Annotated in this window: 15 protein-coding genes; 1 reads left to right on the top strand and 14 read right to left on the bottom strand. The window is 34.7% G+C overall.

Annotated features, from left to right (window positions below):
* Nucleotides 1-3: 3 nt before the first annotated feature.
* The 14 genes from wbjC to L2737_RS02150 form a co-directional block, all read right to left on the bottom strand.
* Nucleotides 4-1,113, bottom strand: a complete 1,110-nt coding sequence (gene wbjC, locus L2737_RS02215; protein ID WP_248954606.1) for a UDP-2-acetamido-2,6-beta-L-arabino-hexul-4-ose reductase — start codon at nucleotides 1,111-1,113, stop codon at nucleotides 4-6.
* On the bottom strand, nucleotides 1,114-2,154 hold the full coding sequence (locus L2737_RS02210; protein WP_248954605.1) for a polysaccharide biosynthesis protein: 1,041 nt from the start codon (nucleotides 2,152-2,154) through the stop codon (nucleotides 1,114-1,116). It lies immediately after the preceding gene.
* Nucleotides 2,154-3,245: a glycosyltransferase family protein gene (locus L2737_RS02205; RefSeq protein ID WP_248954604.1), complete on the bottom strand. Its 1,092-nt coding sequence runs from the start codon at nucleotides 3,243-3,245 to the stop codon at nucleotides 2,154-2,156. Before L2737_RS02205 ends, L2737_RS02210 begins: the two co-directional genes overlap by 1 nt.
* Nucleotides 3,242-4,579 (bottom strand): O-antigen polymerase, encoded by a 1,338-nt coding sequence (locus tag L2737_RS02200; protein WP_248954603.1) that lies wholly within the window; start codon nucleotides 4,577-4,579, stop codon nucleotides 3,242-3,244. Before L2737_RS02200 ends, L2737_RS02205 begins: the two co-directional genes overlap by 4 nt.
* 4 nt (nucleotides 4,580-4,583) lie before the next feature.
* Entirely contained in the window at nucleotides 4,584-5,450 is an 867-nt protein-coding gene (locus L2737_RS02195; protein ID WP_248954602.1) for a glycosyl transferase, read from the bottom strand.
* A gap of 33 nt (nucleotides 5,451-5,483) precedes the next feature.
* A complete protein-coding gene (locus L2737_RS02190) occupies nucleotides 5,484-6,302 on the bottom strand; it encodes a sulfotransferase domain-containing protein (protein WP_248954601.1) in 819 nt (272 codons plus the stop codon).
* A complete protein-coding gene (locus tag L2737_RS02185; RefSeq protein WP_248954600.1) occupies nucleotides 6,303-7,622 on the bottom strand; it encodes an oligosaccharide flippase family protein in 1,320 nt (439 codons plus the stop codon). It lies immediately after the preceding gene.
* A gap of 1 nt (nucleotide 7,623) precedes the next feature.
* Complete coding sequence (gene wecC, locus L2737_RS02180) at nucleotides 7,624-8,880, bottom strand: UDP-N-acetyl-D-mannosamine dehydrogenase (protein ID WP_248954599.1); 1,257 nt, start codon at nucleotides 8,878-8,880, stop codon at nucleotides 7,624-7,626.
* A gap of 16 nt (nucleotides 8,881-8,896) precedes the next feature.
* Complete coding sequence (gene wecB / locus L2737_RS02175) at nucleotides 8,897-10,021, bottom strand: non-hydrolyzing UDP-N-acetylglucosamine 2-epimerase (RefSeq protein ID WP_248954598.1); 1,125 nt, start codon at nucleotides 10,019-10,021, stop codon at nucleotides 8,897-8,899.
* 254 nt (nucleotides 10,022-10,275) lie between these two features.
* Nucleotides 10,276-12,429 carry a polysaccharide biosynthesis tyrosine autokinase gene (locus tag L2737_RS02170; protein WP_248954597.1) on the bottom strand — a complete coding sequence of 718 codons (2,154 nt, stop codon included), beginning with the start codon at nucleotides 12,427-12,429 and terminating at the stop codon, nucleotides 10,276-10,278.
* Nucleotides 12,430-12,544: 115 nt separating this feature from the next.
* Nucleotides 12,545-12,988 carry an arsenate reductase/protein-tyrosine-phosphatase family protein gene (locus L2737_RS02165; protein WP_248954596.1) on the bottom strand — a complete coding sequence of 148 codons (444 nt, stop codon included), beginning with the start codon at nucleotides 12,986-12,988 and terminating at the stop codon, nucleotides 12,545-12,547.
* Nucleotides 12,989-12,997: 9 nt separating this feature from the next.
* Nucleotides 12,998-14,116 carry a polysaccharide export protein gene (locus tag L2737_RS02160; RefSeq protein ID WP_248954595.1) on the bottom strand — a complete coding sequence of 373 codons (1,119 nt, stop codon included), beginning with the start codon at nucleotides 14,114-14,116 and terminating at the stop codon, nucleotides 12,998-13,000.
* A gap of 621 nt (nucleotides 14,117-14,737) precedes the next feature.
* Complete coding sequence (locus L2737_RS02155) at nucleotides 14,738-15,388, bottom strand: ABC transporter ATP-binding protein (RefSeq protein ID WP_248954594.1); 651 nt, start codon at nucleotides 15,386-15,388, stop codon at nucleotides 14,738-14,740.
* Between the two features lie 36 nt (nucleotides 15,389-15,424).
* A complete protein-coding gene (locus L2737_RS02150) occupies nucleotides 15,425-16,561 on the bottom strand; it encodes a glycosyltransferase family 4 protein (RefSeq protein ID WP_248954593.1) in 1,137 nt (378 codons plus the stop codon).
* Between the two features lie 34 nt (nucleotides 16,562-16,595).
* Between L2737_RS02150 and L2737_RS02145 the strand changes: the two genes are divergently transcribed.
* On the top strand, nucleotides 16,596-17,717 hold the full coding sequence (locus tag L2737_RS02145; protein WP_248954592.1) for a CDP-glycerol glycerophosphotransferase family protein: 1,122 nt from the start codon (nucleotides 16,596-16,598) through the stop codon (nucleotides 17,715-17,717).
* Nucleotides 17,718-17,728 lie beyond the last annotated feature (11 nt).

Genomic DNA, 17,728 nt, shown 5'->3' with positions numbered 1-17,728 from the left:
TGCTTACAGTGGATTGGCGATTGTATCAGGCGCATTTCTATCAAAAATTTCATTCGCCCAAAGCATAACCACCATCTCTGTATTTCCAATATTGGTCACATCATGAGTCCAACCAGGAGCAGTTTCTACAATCCGAGACTCTCCACCTTCAACAGTAAGTTCGTATGTTTCACCTGTTACAATATGTCTGAACTTATACAAGGCCTTCCCATTAATAACTAAAAACTTCTCTGTTTTCGTATGATGGTAATGTCCACCACGAGTAATACCTGGGTGAGCCGTGAAAAATGAAAACTGACCAGAGTCTTTAGTTTTAAGCATCTCCACAAATGTGCCACGGTCATCGCTATGACGAGTAACTGAGTAAGCAAACTGGTCAGGCGCTAGATAACTGACATAAGTGGAGTAAAGCGCACGAACAAAGCCTTCACCTACTTTAGCCGAAATCATACTATCTCGACTGTTTTTAAACTCAGTAAGTAGCGAAACAACTTCACCGACTGTGGTTTCATAAATAGGCTCAACAATACCATACATGTCAGTTGATTGAGGTGCGCTAGTTAGTCTCTCTACAAAAGACTTACAAACGTCATCAATATATACGAGGTTGAGTGCTGCGTCTGGATTATGAATCGTGATTGGTAAATCATTTATCGTGTTATAGCAAAAAGTAGCTACGGCAGAGTTATAGTTTGGAAGACACCATTTACCAAACACATTCGGTAAGCGGTAAATATGGGTAGCTGCACCAGTGTGTTTCTTGTATGCCGCAACAACTTCCTCTGCACCCGCCTTACTTGCGCCGTAAGGATTGTCTAATTCTGCTTGAATAGATGACGTTAAAAGAATTGGAGTATTACGCCCCGATTCTATAAGTGTATCTATAATTTTTTGAGTTAAATCAGTGTTGCCTTTTTTAAACTCATAATCATTTTTAGGGCGGTTAATACCCGCAAGATGGTAGATAAAATCAGCAGATGTCACCTTTTCGACTATATTATCTTCGCTATCATCTAATGTGATTTTTTTTACATTCTCAAAACCGGCCTCTTGTAAAAAGACACATAAGTTTTTACCAATAAAACCTGCCGCTCCTGTCACTAGAATATTCATTTACACACCTTCCGGAACAACTAGTTTGCCAGCCTCAATCTCACGCATAAAATCAAGCTTACGCAGTAATTCTTTCATACCTTCAACATCTAAACGCTCAGTATTGTGTGAGTTGTAATCTTCAATAGCTGAAAGGTCTTGTTCACCTTCTTCTGTGTATTGTGCGTAATTTAGGTCACGATTATCTGCGGGAATTCGGTAGTAATCACCCTGATCTTGGGCAACAAACATCTCTTCACGGCTGCATAATGCTTCAAATAGTTTTTCACCATGGCGTGTACCAATTACATTTACTTTATGTTCTGGCTTGCCAATCATTTCTAGAATTGCGTGTGTCAAAACTTCAATCGTTGCAGCAGGTGCTTTTTGGACAAAAATATCACCGTTTGTACCATGCTCAAAAGCGTGAAGAACTAAATCGACAGCATCATCTAGAGTCATCATAAAACGAGTCATAGATGGATCGGTTAAGGTGATTGGTGTATTCTCGATTACTTGGCGAATAAAGAGTGGGATAACAGAACCGCGCGAAGCCATAACATTGCCATAGCGAGTTCCGGAAATCACCGTGTTTGTGCCTTCCAAATTACGGCTTTTAGCAACAATTACTTTTTCCATCATAGCTTTAGATATACCCATCGCATTGATTGGATAAACAGCCTTGTCAGTACTTAAACAAACAACGCGACTAACACCATGGGAAATAGCAGACTCAAGGATATTCTCCGTACCTAAAACATTGGTTTTAACTGCTTCTAAAGGATAGAACTCACAGGAAGGTACTTGCTTTAATGCTGCCGCATGAAACACGTAATCAACACCTCGCATTGCTGTAGAGATACTTTGAGGATCACGGACATCGCCGATATAAAACTTCAGCTTTTCTGAGTTGAATTTTTTCCTCATATCATCTTGTTTTTTTTCATCTCTAGAAAAAATACGAATTTCTTCTATATCAGTATCTAAAAAACGGTTTAATACTGCATTGCCAAAAGAGCCTGTACCACCTGTAATCAGTAAAGTTTTCTCTTTAAATAACATTAGTCAATAAACTCCATAATTATATCTTTCATTTCATCATCCCAAAACTTGAAACAGTTAAGTTTGACAGGTTTCTTAGTTCTGTTAATTTTACTAACTTTCTCTATTGCTTCAAACAAGGAATACGGGGTTTTATAATCTATCAGATGAAATTCAACAAGATCATTATACCTTTCTACGGTTGACACCCCAAAATTAGATATAAAAGGTGTCTGGCTTAATACACAATCCCACCATTTATTCGGTTCAGCTAACCTGTTAATTTTAATCGATGGATCATAAAGTGAAATAACTAAATGAGACTCAAAGTAAAATGATAATGCTTCCTCATTTGATAAACGTCCTAAATAATTGACATTATCAAGTGTTAACAATTCATTCGACATGCTAGTGGCATCGCCTGCAATTAAAAATTTTACTTTCTTTGAATACTTACTAACTATAGCATCGGATATTTGATGCAAGCCTCTATTTTTAGTGATCCAACCGTTTATATATACAACATAAGATTCATCTAGATTATTATCTCTAGAATTAAATATTAATTTAGCTTTATTATATAGAGAACGGCTTGGTTTATTAGAAATGATACGTACATTATTAAGAGAAGTGAAATTTCTAGATAAACCAGGTACTAGATGAATTTTTGCTCTGGCTGCAACTAAACATTCAATTTTATAAATAACTTTCTTTATTATAGAAGGCCATTTATATGTAGAATGAAGATTGTCCCTATCTGCATATAGATATGATATATTTTTAAATAAGGACACTAAGAATAATGGGAAAGCATTTTCGAAGCGAGAACATATGAAATACTTTTCCTTTGACAAAGAAGCAAATAAAAATACTTTTATCATCCACAAGAAATATTTTAAAACTAAAATAAATTTTACCTTTGTTTCTTTACTCTTATATAAAATAGTAGTTTCTACATTATCTGGGTCTTTAGCTGTAGTAACATCATCTTCTCTTACCCAAGTTACAAAATTTGTTGCTATACCTAATTCACATAAGACATTTGCTAATTTAGCCATATAAGGTGTAAATGACATCACTGGACCATTCCCTAAACAAATAACCTTTTTCACAACTTTATCCTTTTACAAAAAAATAAAATAACCATCTTTAATAAATATGCTGAAAATATTAATGTTACTATATGGGAAGTTACACCGAAGAATTCCGCATTTACATATCCGAAAACCCTGAATATAACTGCTGAGTATAAAGCAATAAAAACAACGCCATCGAAATAAAAAACCAACCTAAAAATTCCGGATAGTAATAGTAAAAACAATCCAGGTCCTAAAAGCATTCCTATTGGACCAAAGTTTAGATATAACTCCGCCAAAATACCTGTTGTGGTAGAACTAATGTTTTCTGAATTTTGATCATAGGAACCTGAGACAATTAAGTTTTGCATTACAGGCCCTCCCCCGAGAGGTTTGTCCTTCCAAATAGCACGTGGAATGAACCCCAAAAAAGTGGCTAGATATGTATAGCCATAAAGGTATTCCCTGGGTTCATCATTCTGAATAAGCCACAATAAATTTTCCGAACTACCGTAAGTGAATGCTAGCCCATGAACTAGCCCTTTACTTTGAACTTCACCAATTGAATCTAATTTATTAGACATTACAGCTTCTCTTACTGCACCTAGATTAATTGCTACAACTAGTAAACAAAGACCAAGAGAAATTGGTTTAATTAACTTTAAGATATTTAAAGATCCTTTAAACTTAATTAGCAGACCTATAGTGATAATACCTACAATAGGTATAAATATTTGACTTCTACTTCCCATTAATATAGCAGGGAAAATTGCAAGAAAAAGACCAAATAAGAAGTTAAAATAATTTAACTTCTTACCTTGATTTCTATATAAAACTAACTGATTGGCTATTACAATTAAACCTGCCAGTTGTGAAATTTTGAAACTTGCCAAGAGAAAGCCTAAACCTGAAAAAAGTATTATTCGGTTTGAAAAATAGACATCTATACCTACAGATAACATGAGGGAAATTAATTTAATACTTCCTGGAGCGATTGATATAGAGGCAAAAAGTAATATAAAAATCTCAACTTTTGAGCTGAATGGCCTAGTCTCAGTTAATTTACTATTTATAACAACTGAAAGGTTATTGGCGAAATTGGAAAAATGTAAAAATACGAAATAGGATAAGGAGAATAACATTAATAAAGAAGCATAAATATAATGTGCATACAAATCATACTGAGCTCCGACAATTCTAGTGTAACCTCCATTTATCAACAAATATATAATAGGAAATATTGATTCCACAATAACAGCAAAAAAAATAATTGTTACTGGGTTTAGAAAATTGCGTGATACTTTATGACTAAAGAATAGGAATAAAGTAAAAAAAAGCATAAAGAAATAAATAAAAAAATATTCATACATAAAATTATCTTAATAATTCATTTAAACTGTAAAGCTCAAAGATAGCTTTCAATTGATTATCATTACCATTATCTTTCAAATTAGTTAAGTAAAGTGAGATATCTTGCCCTTCAGGTAATACGAAGAAATGCTTATCCCAACACCTCTGATTATTAACTCTCTTGCATTTTACATCAGAAAATAAGGCCATACATTTGATCCAAACATCATCTGCATGTGGGGCTAATTTCATAAATACTTCTTCATTAAAAACTTCGGGGTTAAAACAATTTGGAGGGAACAAAGTACCTCCACCCGTTGTAATAAATGTTAAGTGAGATGGGACATCATCCAATACATCTATATCCCATCTTTTATAAGGTAATATCTTCCCATTAAGTGCGGTTGTAATTCGATGAGCTCTATGACCAATAATAACATTACTGTAAGATACATGTTCCATCAATAACTCTTCAAGAAAATTGTACGGATAGATGATGTCATCATCAACAGTTATATTAATATCGTTTGGATATAGCAATAAAGCTGGAATGATTTTTTTGTATGAACGAATATTTTTTGTATACTTAACTTCTAGACCACGATTGATAAAGTTAGAAATCACTTTCGGAATGGATGTGTTACAGAACTCATCTTCATCTAGCCATAAAATGATCTTATCAGGCTTAACTATTTGTTCAGACAATGACTGTAATACTAAGTGAACATCTTTAATTCGCTTACTGTATGTTGTTAAGTTTATTATGACTTTTTTATCTTTCAATTTTTTATCTTCACAAATCAAACTAGACTTAGAAGTTAACGCCTCAAAAAGGAGTTTTTCAGATTTTAAACAAATGGTGAGATTTTTTTCATGTTTAGAGTTGCTCATGATTTTTTTTATTAATCGCCTTAGCATTAGTACTTACTCATATTTAGATGTCCAAGAAAAAGTTCTGCCTGTAAGTTTTTCTAAATTCGAAAACCTACCTTTATAAAAATCATTCAAATAGTTTACATCTTCATTTTTTATAGTAAATTTATCTGTTTCATTTTTATTATAAACTCTACTAATATTACGCTTTAATTTTGAGTCATCGAGTCCTAAAAAGTTAAACAAATTCGTCATTACCCCATTATTATTTAACTCCGATATATCAATAAAAAAGAATTGCTCTCTTGGAAAATATTCAAACCATCGTTCAATTTGCTCCTCATATAAACCTCTTTTTTTATAAGAGAAATACTTATATTCATAAAAATATTCGGACTTACCTTGTATATCGTATCTCGACTCTTCTTTTCTAATAGAATTAGAAAAACTCATCGGATCATTAGCAATTGTTTTTCTGGTAAAATTCTGATGATTATATTGAGAAAAAGCTCTTTCTATTGGGTCCCTTAATACAATTACAAACTTCATGTCAGGGTTAAACATTTTAATACGCTCAGGAGCCCTGTGATAAAATAAATAATCAGGTGTAGCCTCACCGCTGATTGATTTTTTTTTCCTAAAAATTGGAAATTGAGCGGTATAATATTCAATGCCTCGATAATAATTTTCAGAAAAGAAATATAACTCTTTATTCCTCGGGCTGCAAAAATTATTAGAACTGGAATTTATTGTATAAAATAAAGATGTCGTACCTGCTTTTTGTGCACCTAGGATTAGAAAATCTGGCTTAGAGCCTAGTTTAAATAAAACTTTTAACCTATTTAATATAAAACCAAAAAATCTTTTCATTTAAAAAACTCCTATACTATAACCGAATTTTTTGTATATCACATATCGACTAGCCAAATTCCAAAAAACTATTGAAATTAAACTAGCAACTGAAGCACCAACTAAACCGTAATAAGGTATCAGAGTATAATTTAAAAATACGTTAATAACCGTAGCAAACATCATTATTTTATTAAAGATCACTTGACTCCCAGTCATATTCAAAAAGTGACCAACTGAACCACATGCACAACCAACCAGTTGGCCAAAAGAAATAATAACTAAGGCATAATATCCAGATACAAATTCACTACCAAATAATGCTAATATAAACTTTCCAAATACTAGTAATATTAAGATTATTGGAAGAGTTATATAAAAAGTTAACCTAGCAGTTTTTTTTGTTAGCTCTTTCAGACCAATCTCGTCAGAATTATAATATAATAGCGCTATCTTCGGAGCTAAAATCATATTAACACTAGTAAGAATAAAACTTACTAGCATACCGATCTTCGCAACTATAGAGTAGATACCTACTTCGTCGTTACCAACCATAGATGAAAGCATTAGAATATCAGTTTGAGAAATAATCAACCACATCGAAGATGTGATAAACATAGGCAAAGACATTATAACCAAATCTTTCAAACTATATTTAGTTTCTTTTTCCTCTATGGTAATTAAACCAATTAATTGTTTGGATGTAATTACAAAAAGTATTAAGTATGTAATAAATAATGAATATACTATTGTATTTGAGTAATCCAGCCACCCAAAGCCAATCGAAATAACTAAACATAGAAAAAGAAACGGTTGAAAAAACTGAAAAAAGGCAAAACTTCGAACTTCTTCTTTAGCCCTATATAAAATTAAATTTATATTGTATATTGAGAAGAAGAAAAAGAATAAAGACCCTAAACCTAGCAAATCAAGATATTTTCCGTCAAAAAAGTATAGGGATAAACTTTCAGATAATGTATACATTAAAACAGAAACAAAAATAGAAGACAATGTTATCAAAAAATAAACTTTTGTAACTGTTCGCCCAACTGAATTTAGTTTATCTTGTTTAGACTCAGGTACTATTCTTAATAATGAAGTAGAGAAACCAATATGCGAAAATAAGCTTCCAAAGATATATATTGTTGTAAAGACAGCTAATATACCAACAGCCTCAGCTCCATAATTCCTCGCAAGATAAAGGTTAGTTACAAAGCCTAAAAAAACACCTAAAATTTTAAAGATAAAAGTGTAACTAGCACCTTTAATTATATCAAAAAATCGGGAATCAAAGCTTACAGCACTAATAATACTCTTTTTCTTCTTGTGAAACTCGAACAAATTACAGTATTCCTTTGGTATCAATTATGGTAGCCCCATTAAATTTAATGTTTTTAAACTCATCATGGTCAACCAGTAATAAGGCTATGTTAGATTCTTTACAAGCTTTTTCTATAGGACAGATTTCTATCGGACTTTCATTATTGTTAACATTTGGTTCAACAGCTAAAACTTTACCGACATGAAATTTTAAAATTGATTTTGTAATTGATAGAGCAGGACTTTCTCTAAGATCATCTATATTAGCTTTAAATGCTAAACCGAAACAGCCTATAGTTACATCCTTAGCGGTTTTTGTCGGATTTGCTTGCAAGAAATCAGCTATGGCTAACTTGACTTTATCAATAACCCACTCAGGCTTCGAATCATTCACTAATCTAGCAGTGTGGATTAACCTCGATTCATCTGGGGTCTTAGAAACAATAAACCAAGGATCTACAGCGATACAATGACCACCAACTCCCGGTCCTGGCTGCAATATATTAATACGAGGATGGCGATTAGCTAAAGAGATTAGTTCCCAAACATTAATATCTAACTTGTCACAAATGATAGATAGTTCATTGGCAAATGCAATTTGTACATCACGACATGAATTTTCAGTTAGCTTTGCCATTTCAGCGGTACGTGCATTTGTTATGACACAATCGCCTTGAACGAATGCTTTGTATAACTCAACAGAACGCTCAGAACAACGAGAAGACATACCACCAATTACACGATCATTTTCAACTAATTCACGTACAACATGACCAGGTAAAACTCGCTCAGGACAATGTGCTACATTCACATCGGCTTCAATTCCAGCCGTTTGAGGGAAAGTGAGGTCTTGTCTAGCTTCAGCAAGCCACTTCGCCATTTGTTCCGTTGCTCCAACAGGAGATGTCGATTCAAGTATTACTAAGTCTCCTTTTTTTAGTACTGGAGCTAATGCTTTCGACGCTGCTTCAATGTACTTTAAGTCAGGCTGTGGAATTTCACCTGCGCCACATTCTTTAAAAGGAGTTGGAACAGCAATTAAGAATGCATCTGCAGGTTCAGGTGTCGTAACAGCTTTTAAGAAGCCTTCAGTTACAGCAGCATGCACAATCATATCTAAATCTGGCTCTACGATATGAATCTCACCACGGTTTATTGTATCTACTGCATGTTGGTTAACATCAACACCGATTACTTTCTTTTGACGTGATGCGAACATTGCTGCTGTAGGTAACCCAATATAGCCAAGACCAATAACTGAAATAGTTTCAAATGACATTTTAATTTCCTAAATCTTATTTACTTAATTCGTTTAAAATTCTTTGACAAGCTTCACCATCACCATATGGATTATGAGCGAAGCTCATTTCTTTATATGCTGATTCACTAGTAAGCAACTCGTTGAGGTTAGATACAATCGCTTCTATGTCTGTTCCAACTAACTTGACTGTGCCGGCATCTACAGCTTCAGGGCGCTCTGTGGTATCGCGCATGACTAATACAGGCTTACCAAGAGACGGTGCTTCTTCTTGAATACCACCAGAGTCCGTCAAAATAATATGAGCACGACTCATTAAGTAGATAAAAGGTAAGTACTGCTGCGGCTCAATCAAATGAATATTTGAAACATCACCTAAAATACGATTTACAGGCTCACGTACATTAGGGTTTAAATGCATTGGGTATAGTATTTGAGATTCAGGGTGTGCTTTTGCTGTAATTGCAAGTGCTTCACAGATTCGTTCAAAACCACCACCAAAACTTTCACGTCTATGCCCTGTTACTAGAATCAATTTTTTAGATTCATCTAAAATTGGAAATTGATTTTTTAGTGTCGTGTTTAAGTCTTCATCATTTTCAATTTTATCTTTAACCATCAATAAAGCATCGATAACGGTATTGCCCGTTACAATTATATTTGCTGGGTCAAAGTTTTCTTTAAGAAGATTTTCTTTTGATGTTTCTGTTGGTGCGAAGTGATACTTAGTGAGTACACCAGTTAAGCGACGGTTTGCTTCTTCTGGCCAAGGGGAGTAAATATTACCTGTACGAAGCCCAGCTTCTACATGCCCTACTTCAATTTGTTCATAATATGCAGCTAAGCTTGCCGCAAAAGTTGTGGCTGTATCGCCATGTACTAACACCACGTCAGGTTTAAATTCCTGTAAAACAGGTTTAAGCTCTTGTATAATTCTTGCTGTTACGTCATTTAATGTTTGACCTGCCTTCATTAAATTTAAATCGTAATCTGGTGTTATTTCAAATAACTCTAATACTTGATCAAGCATTTCCCTGTGCTGTGCTGTAACACAACACTTTGCTTCAAATCGTTCATCAGATGCTAAAGCGTGAACCAAAGGTGCCATTTTAATTGCTTCTGGTCTAGTACCAAAAACAGTAAGAATTTTCTTTTTTGTCATTACTTTCCGACCTAATATTGAACAATATCTAGAACTAGAAATTGAATTACTACTCATGTTCATCTCAGCCTTTTAAACTAAGCTGAGACACTTTTTATCCATTTTGAGACAGTCGCTCTTATTGCTAAGTAAGCGCTATCCCTTGTAAGCTCTGGGTTTCGCTGTTTTTGTGTTCTTTAAATTAAAACAGTCCCAATAGGCTCTTTCCTGGATCTTTTTTTCTTAAAATATTTTATTACCGAAAAATTCATAACTTACTTATAGCTATAATTATAATAACCATAGTTGTTGTAACCTGTACCGGTTTTCTCGACCATATTAAGAATGGTACCAGCGACTTTAATACCGTCATTATTAAAACGGTTATTGGCTACTTCAATTTCTTTAACCGGATTACCGTCATATTTAACGACCATTAACGTTGTGCCTGATTGACTGGCTATAATTGAAGCATCGGTAACGGCTAAAATTGGTGGCGTATCCACAATTACAAAGTCGTAATTTTCACTAGCCCAATTTAAAAACTCAGTTAAGCGATTATGCATTAATAACTCTGAAGGGTTGGGCGGTATTAGCCCTCGTGTTACCACATCAAGGTTCTCAATCACATTTTTGTCAATGACTTGCTCAATTGTTAACTTACCTGACAAGTATTCAGACAAGCCATTTTCGTACTTAATACCAAAGTGGCGCTGCATATAGCCCTTTCGCATATCGGCATCGACCACTAAAACTTTTTGGCCTGACTGGGCAATAATTGCCGCTAAGTTAGCTGATATAAATGACTTACCAATGCTTGGTGACGGACCTGAAATTGAAATGACATTGTTTTTAGCTTCCATCATCGCAAAGTGTAAGCTAGTCCGTAAGCCACGTAGTGCTTCGATACTTAAATCTTCAGGGTTAGAGTAAGCAAGTAAGTTTTCTTCTAAGCCAACTTCAGAGCGTTTTTTTGACTTACCAAATATAACATCACGTTTCGTTTGAATCTCAGACTTTGGCACAGTTGCATATACAGCTAAGCCCAATGCTTCAATGTCATCGGGTGATTTAACACCGCGATTAAAGGCCGCTTTTACCAACACGCCAGCAATTGATAACATGGCTCCTAGCAGTGTGGCTAACACCACGATTAACGGCTTTTTAGGCTTGATAGGTAATAAAGCAGATTGTGCATTATCCAAAATACGCACATTACCGACGGTGCCCGCTTTTAAGATATTCAACTCTTGTACTTTATTGAGTAGCTGAATATAAATTTGCTGGTTAACCTCAACGTCGCGGGTCATGCGTAGTACTTCTCGCTGGGTTTTAGGTAGCTTTTGTATTTGTCGATTTAAGCGCTCGCGCTCGTTTTCTAAGGTCAGGCGTTTATCAAGCAACGACAGGTAAGCGGGATGCTCTTTGGTGAATCTTTGGCTAATTTCGCTTTCTTTGAATGTTAGTTCATTCATTTGTGCTTCAAGTTCAACCATTACTTTTAAAATTGATTGTGCTTCTAAGCCTAAATCAATCGAGTCGTTGTCTTGTCTAAATCCGTTTAGCGTGTTTTCAGCGACAGTTAATTCACCTTTTATACCGGGTAAATGCTCATTCAAGAAAATTAAGCTTTTTTCAGCCTCTGCAGAGTTACGGGCAATATTTTGTAAAAAATATCGCTGACTAATGTCATTTAAAATAGCTTCTATTTGGACTCTATCTTCACCACTATATGATAATGATAAAATACCACTTTGCTTGCCACGTTCTGAAATCGCAAGATTACTGTTTAACTGTTGGATAACTTGCAAGCGATTGCTCAGTGACAAAGTGAAATCATCACCAGCTTTAGCGGATAAGTCACGGACAAATAATTTAAAATCATTATTTTCAGCTAGCTCACCGACAACACCTGAAAGTACTTTTTGTTGCAGTTCATCAAATACTTCATAGCCTTTATTATCAGCAGTGATTTTTAATATAAAATCAGTCCCTTGATGACTGCCTGGTATTTCAAAACGTGCCACACTGATACTATGTTGCTCACCGGTTAGTCTTGCTAAACCTTTGCCTATTATCGGAAGATAGTTAGGAGTGGCGTTAACGGTTAAGTTTAGTTTTTCAACCGTTTCGCCAATAATCATCCGAGATTTAATAATCTCAATTTCAGTGCTTGCTGATGACTCTGAAGAAAACATTTCTCCCATGTCACCCACTAACGCCGACATACCACTTTGTTTTTGCTCAACCTGTAATAGTGCATCTGCTTTATAGATTGGTGTTGCTAATAACGCATAAGCAATACCCAAAACAGCAAAAACTCCAGTAACCCCAATAATGGTCCACTTTGCACTTAATAAGATATGCAACAATTTACCTAAATCTATTTCATCATCGGTTTGTGGCTTACGGTTTTCGTTTGAACTCATTTTACAACCCTAATTTAATACTGACAGTACGGCGGACATTGAATATGTCGTCAGATGAAGTCTTACAAAATTAGCTTGGGCTAATCTTTAGTTAGTGCAGTTTTCGGTTTTAATGCTATTTCAATTTAGCTGCCCAGCCATGGGCTGCTAAATCAATGGCTTTAAAAACAATTTCAAATAATTCTTTACTTTGCCTGTAAGGGTCTGGAATGTCTTTTTGGTTTTGCCAATGGCCAAACAGCATAGTTTTACCTCTCGCCTCTGGTATCATGTCTGTTACTGCACGAATATGCCCCTTTTCCATCACCAGTATTAAATCATATTGCTGAGCTAACTCTCGCGTTAACTGTTGTGATTGATGAGCTGATAAATCAAGGTCATAATTTTTAGCAATCTCAATTGCTGTCGCATCTGCAGGTTTACCCACTAATTCACTTTTAAGTGATGCGATACCTGCTGACGCCACTGTTTTGTTGGGTAATAACTTTTTAAGTGCGGCTTCACCGGTTGGTGACCGGCAAATATTCCCCACACATACAACTAGAATTTTTTCAAACATGTTTTAACCCTACCAAGATCTCACGCGGTTAACACCTTCAGTGAGATTATTAAAACCGGTAATTGTTGGTAATAATTGCGCAATTACACGATTCCAACGGCTTAGCGGTGCTGCGGTTACATACACCACATCATATGGTTGTAATTCAAATTCGGTTCCTAATGCTAATGCAGTGGCTTCACTTACATCTAATTGGTATACATTAGCGATTGCCTCACCTTCTGCCTGTGGGGTGCTACGTATAACAAATACACCTGTCGCATCAGCTTGGTATTCATTTATACCACCAACTTCGGCTAACGCTTCAGTCAAACTCATACCCACTCGATCAATTTTTAGCATTTGAGGGTCGTTAACCTCTCCTAACACAAAGACCTTTTGATCATCATTACGTGGAATATGCAATATATCCCCTTCGCGTAATAATCTATTTTGTGTTAAATCGCCTTGTTGCATCAACCCATACAACGAGATCTGTTCAGTTTGACCATCACGTGTTAACGCCATTTGCTGCCAAGCTGCATCTTCAGTTATTCCACCAGATTGATTAACCGCATCAAGTAAGGTTAATGGAATATTAGTAATAGGCAGTACACCAGACTTGTTCACTTCGCCGGTAACATATACTTTTTGAGAACGAAATGCTGCTAAATTGACATCTACTTGTGGAGCTTCAATAAATTGACTTAAACGCATTGCAATATCAGCTCTTATCTCTCTAACTGATTTATCTGCTACCTTTACGACACCGATATATGGATAAAAAATGGTTCCATCAGAGTGTACCCAGTTACCTGACTCGGCGGAGCTACGATAAGAACCTGCTGGAATAGTTAACTCTGGGTGATCCCATATCGTGATGTTAAGCACATCGCCAACACCAACTCGATACTCATAACGTTGAATCTCTTGTTCTAAGGCATTATTTGCAGTTGACTGAATTTCAGGCTTTTTAAATTGAGAAATTGACTCAGGTGTTAAAGCATAAACATTTACTTGTGTTTCGGTGCTTTCTTGTTGATTGGTTTCTTCATTATCTAAAGAAATGTGACTGCCAGGCACTGTACAACCAGCGAGAAATAAGAAGGAAATTGCGAATAAAACTTTTGGTTTTGTATATAATTTCATTTAAATTTTCTTAAAAATCCTAAGTTACTGATTGATGATGAGATAAATTGACTGGTTCGTGTTTAAGCTGCTTTTACGAAGCAAAACTGCTCAACAAAAGCACTAAGCTCTAAAAAAACCACGCTACCGCCCTTAGATTACAGCTTCTAAAGTGCTAAAAAAATTATTTTGTTAAATTTGTTAAATTTCAAGCTTATTTTAGGCTAGTAGAAATAATCGAAATTTAAGTTTACGGATTCTATCCTAATCAGGCGCAAAAGTGCATTGAAAACCGAAGTTAAAAGCTTAAAAAACACAATTCAGCACAATGAATCACACTTATTTGACTTAGTGAGATATTAAATTATTTTGAACTATTGAAATGTGTTCTAAAGCTAAATTTCTATGATTCAAGAATATTATAAGAATTTTATGTTACAGAAAATTGAAATTATCTATTTATGCAAAAACATGTAGCAAGACAAGAGAACAAATTGGATATGCAGTAACTAAAGGTAAGCAGGTAAGCAGGTAAGCAGGTAAGCAGGTAAGCAGGTAAGCAGGTAAGCAGGTAAGCAGGTAAGCAGGTAAGCAGGTAAGCAATAAAATTAAGAGTCATTAAAAAAGCACTACAAATTTACGCTATAACTCTTCATATATTTGTAACGCTTTCTGTAAATCATCATAAAAGGTTAATTTTCCATCATGTAAGATAATTGCACTGTCGCAAAACTCACTTATTTCTTTTATATCATGACTGACCATTATCACATTTGCCGTTTTGCTTCTTTTCAATAAAGCTGACTTGGCTTTCTTACGAAACTTTTGATCGCCAACAGAAGTAGCCTCATCAATTAAGTAGATGTCAAAATCAATTGCAATACAGCACCCAAAAGCCAGCCTTGAACGCATACCACTGGAATAGTTTTTTACAGGCAAATCGTACTTAACACCTAACGCTGCAAACTGTTTAACTTTCTCTTCGTAATCAGATAAATCACCCACCCCATTGACACGACCAATAAAACGAGTATTTTCTCGCCCCGTCATTTCTTTATGTATACCGGTGGCAAGCGCAACTGGCCAAGACAGCTTTTGATTTGTGATGACTTTGCCTGAATTTGGATACTCACTACCTGCAAGTATCCTAAACAACGTAGACTTCCCTGCGCCATTAGAACCTAATAAAGCAATGTTATGGCCACTAGGAATCGTAAAATCAATATTTTTAAAAATGTATTGATTGCCCAACTCTGACGGATAGTATTTAGTCAAATTTTGTAATTTTATCATTTCTATTTAATATCTTAACTGCAGTGTTGTTTAACTTTATATTGTATTAATCAAATCTAGGTAATGCCTGGACACTTTTAAATGACAAAATTGTTCCTCAGCTTTAACTCTACCTAACCTGCCCATTTCAAGTCTATTATGATGGCCCATGTCAATGATTTCTATCATTGCATTTGCCAGCTCTTCAATGCCTTTTGGTGGCACCAAATATCCATTAACACCATCATCTACAGTATCTCTACAACCCACATTATCTGTAGTAATAATTGGTTTCCCCATTGAGCAAGCTTCAATTAAGCATTGAGGTAAACCTTCACGATAAAAAGATGGTAATACAACACAATCTTGCTCTTTTACAATCGAATAAACATCATCTGTTTCACCAAGATAATCAACAACAGAGTTTTTATCTATTTCTGACAATGCTTCATGAGATATTCTTTGAGGATTTTGTTCATCAACAAACCCAAGTAAAGAAAACTGTAATTTAACCTTATCAGTCGCGTTTGTATCACGTTTAATTAAAAACGTTGCAACTTGCTCAGCAGCTTCTACAAACTGTAACACACCTTTTGTTTTAAGCATTCTAGCAACAAGAATGAACCTGACACATTGATCATCTTTGGATTGATGCAACGGAAATGATTTCAAATCTAAACCGATTCCGTAAACACGTGAACTATTCAATTTATTTACTAAGCCATTTGAGAGATAGATATCCCAATCTTCCATGTTTTGAAATACGACATGATGTGCTAGCGGTTGAGTTAATTTGAGTAACATTTTGCCAAGTGAAGACTTGATCCCTTTCTCGGTAAAAATTGACCCCAAACCAGCGACACTGTTAATGACCTTAACACCTTGGAGTCTTGATACTAATGTTGAGTATATGTTCATCTTAGGTGTGAAATTTAGCACTACATCCGGTTTTATTTTTTTAATACAACTGTATAGTCCTGTAAATGTTTTGAGCTCAGAAACGACATTGGCACCAGCACGGTCAATTTCAATTTCATGATATATGCAGCCTAATTTTTCTATTTTTGTTGAAAATTTGTCTAACGGTGCAATCACATAAACTTTGTGTCCGGCTTTCAAGAACTCTATAATACTGGCTTTAAAGAAATTATAAACAAACCATGAGGTATTAGAGGTTATTATGATTTTTTTCATTATTATTCTGTAACTTATATGGGTGAGGCACACTTTGTCTTTTTTTAAAAATAGTAAAATTAGATTAATTTTTCAGATATTTAGATACCTAATTTTACTACCAATAAATCTACTTTGTTCTATTATCCCTGTATCGCGCAATGTATGGGTATTTGGGCATATACATGGTTATACAGACAATTCAAAATATGTTTTTAAGTACGTTCAGCAGCATTATTCTGAAATTAATGCTATTTGGATCGTTCAAAATAAAACAATAAATGTGGATACTTTGTATAAGGACAAATTTTACTATAAATATAGTTTGAAAGGTATATTTTACACCCTGGTAGCCAAAAAGTTTGTTTACGCAACCGGTTCATCAGACATTTCTCCGTTAGTGCCTTCATTTGGCAGAGATAAATATCAACTTTGGCATGGTTGGCCAATTAAAAAGCTTGGATTACTCTCACCTGAAACATTTCCTTCTTCTATGCCTATTATAAAAAGTATTATAGCCAAGTTATTAATCACCCGATTTGACCAATATAAGTATGTGTTCAGTCACGATAAAGCAACTGAATTAATTCTTTCACAATCATTTTCGCTCCCTTCTCACAAAGTAGTTAACACTGGCTGGCCTAGATTCGACAAAGCTAGACCAGGACCTATTGTTAGAAATAAACAAGCGTCAATCGTTACAATACTATATGCACCTACTTGGCATACTGATAACAGTACAGTTATTAACCTACAAAAACTCAGTAGTGAAGCATTTCAAGAGTTTCTTTCAAAGAATAACTACCAATTACTCGTGAAACTGCATCCCCTAGAAAAAAATATAAACATCATTGAAACTGATAATTTTATGTTGGTGCCAAAGGAAGATACTGTAGAACAACATTTGTTATCATCAGATATTTTTATAAGTGACTTTTCCAGCCTACTTGTTGACGCTTCAATTGATAAAGAAGTATATCTTTTTGGACATAACTTACAGAGCTATATTGATAGTAGAGGAGTTAATAAGCAGTACTTAAACACATATCATGATTTTTTTAACGATGAAGTGAATGATCTCATCCAATCTATCACTCACAAACAAACTGTTGATTTTTCTGTCAGTTTGAAAAAAAACACATGCAAATCAATCATTGAAAAAATACAAGCAGATTAAACGTAAAAGGT

The organism is Shewanella electrodiphila (assembly GCF_023283985.1).
Taxonomy (GTDB): Bacteria; Pseudomonadota; Gammaproteobacteria; order Enterobacterales; family Shewanellaceae; genus Shewanella; species Shewanella electrodiphila.
Note: the sequence above shows the minus strand (reverse complement) of the source record. Positions and strands in the feature narration are given on the sequence as shown.

Coding starts and splice junctions, on each gene's coding strand:
- wbjC (WP_248954606.1), bottom strand. CDS start 1,113: ATGAATATTCTAGTGACAGGAGCGGCAGGTTTTATTGGTAAAAACTTA.
- L2737_RS02210 (WP_248954605.1), bottom strand. CDS start 2,154: ATGTTATTTAAAGAGAAAACTTTACTGATTACAGGTGGTACAGGCTCT.
- L2737_RS02200 (WP_248954603.1), bottom strand. CDS start 4,579: ATGTATGAATATTTTTTTATTTATTTCTTTATGCTTTTTTTTACTTTA.
- L2737_RS02195 (WP_248954602.1), bottom strand. CDS start 5,450: ATGAGCAACTCTAAACATGAAAAAAATCTCACCATTTGTTTAAAATCT.
- L2737_RS02190 (WP_248954601.1), bottom strand. CDS start 6,302: ATGAAAAGATTTTTTGGTTTTATATTAAATAGGTTAAAAGTTTTATTT.
- wecC (WP_248954599.1), bottom strand. CDS start 8,880: ATGTCATTTGAAACTATTTCAGTTATTGGTCTTGGCTATATTGGGTTA.
- wecB (WP_248954598.1), bottom strand. CDS start 10,021: ATGACAAAAAAGAAAATTCTTACTGTTTTTGGTACTAGACCAGAAGCA.
- L2737_RS02170 (WP_248954597.1), bottom strand. CDS start 12,429: ATGAGTTCAAACGAAAACCGTAAGCCACAAACCGATGATGAAATAGAT.
- L2737_RS02165 (WP_248954596.1), bottom strand. CDS start 12,988: ATGTTTGAAAAAATTCTAGTTGTATGTGTGGGGAATATTTGCCGGTCA.
- L2737_RS02160 (WP_248954595.1), bottom strand. CDS start 14,116: ATGAAATTATATACAAAACCAAAAGTTTTATTCGCAATTTCCTTCTTA.
- L2737_RS02155 (WP_248954594.1), bottom strand. CDS start 15,388: ATGATAAAATTACAAAATTTGACTAAATACTATCCGTCAGAGTTGGGC.
- L2737_RS02150 (WP_248954593.1), bottom strand. CDS start 16,561: ATGAAAAAAATCATAATAACCTCTAATACCTCATGGTTTGTTTATAAT.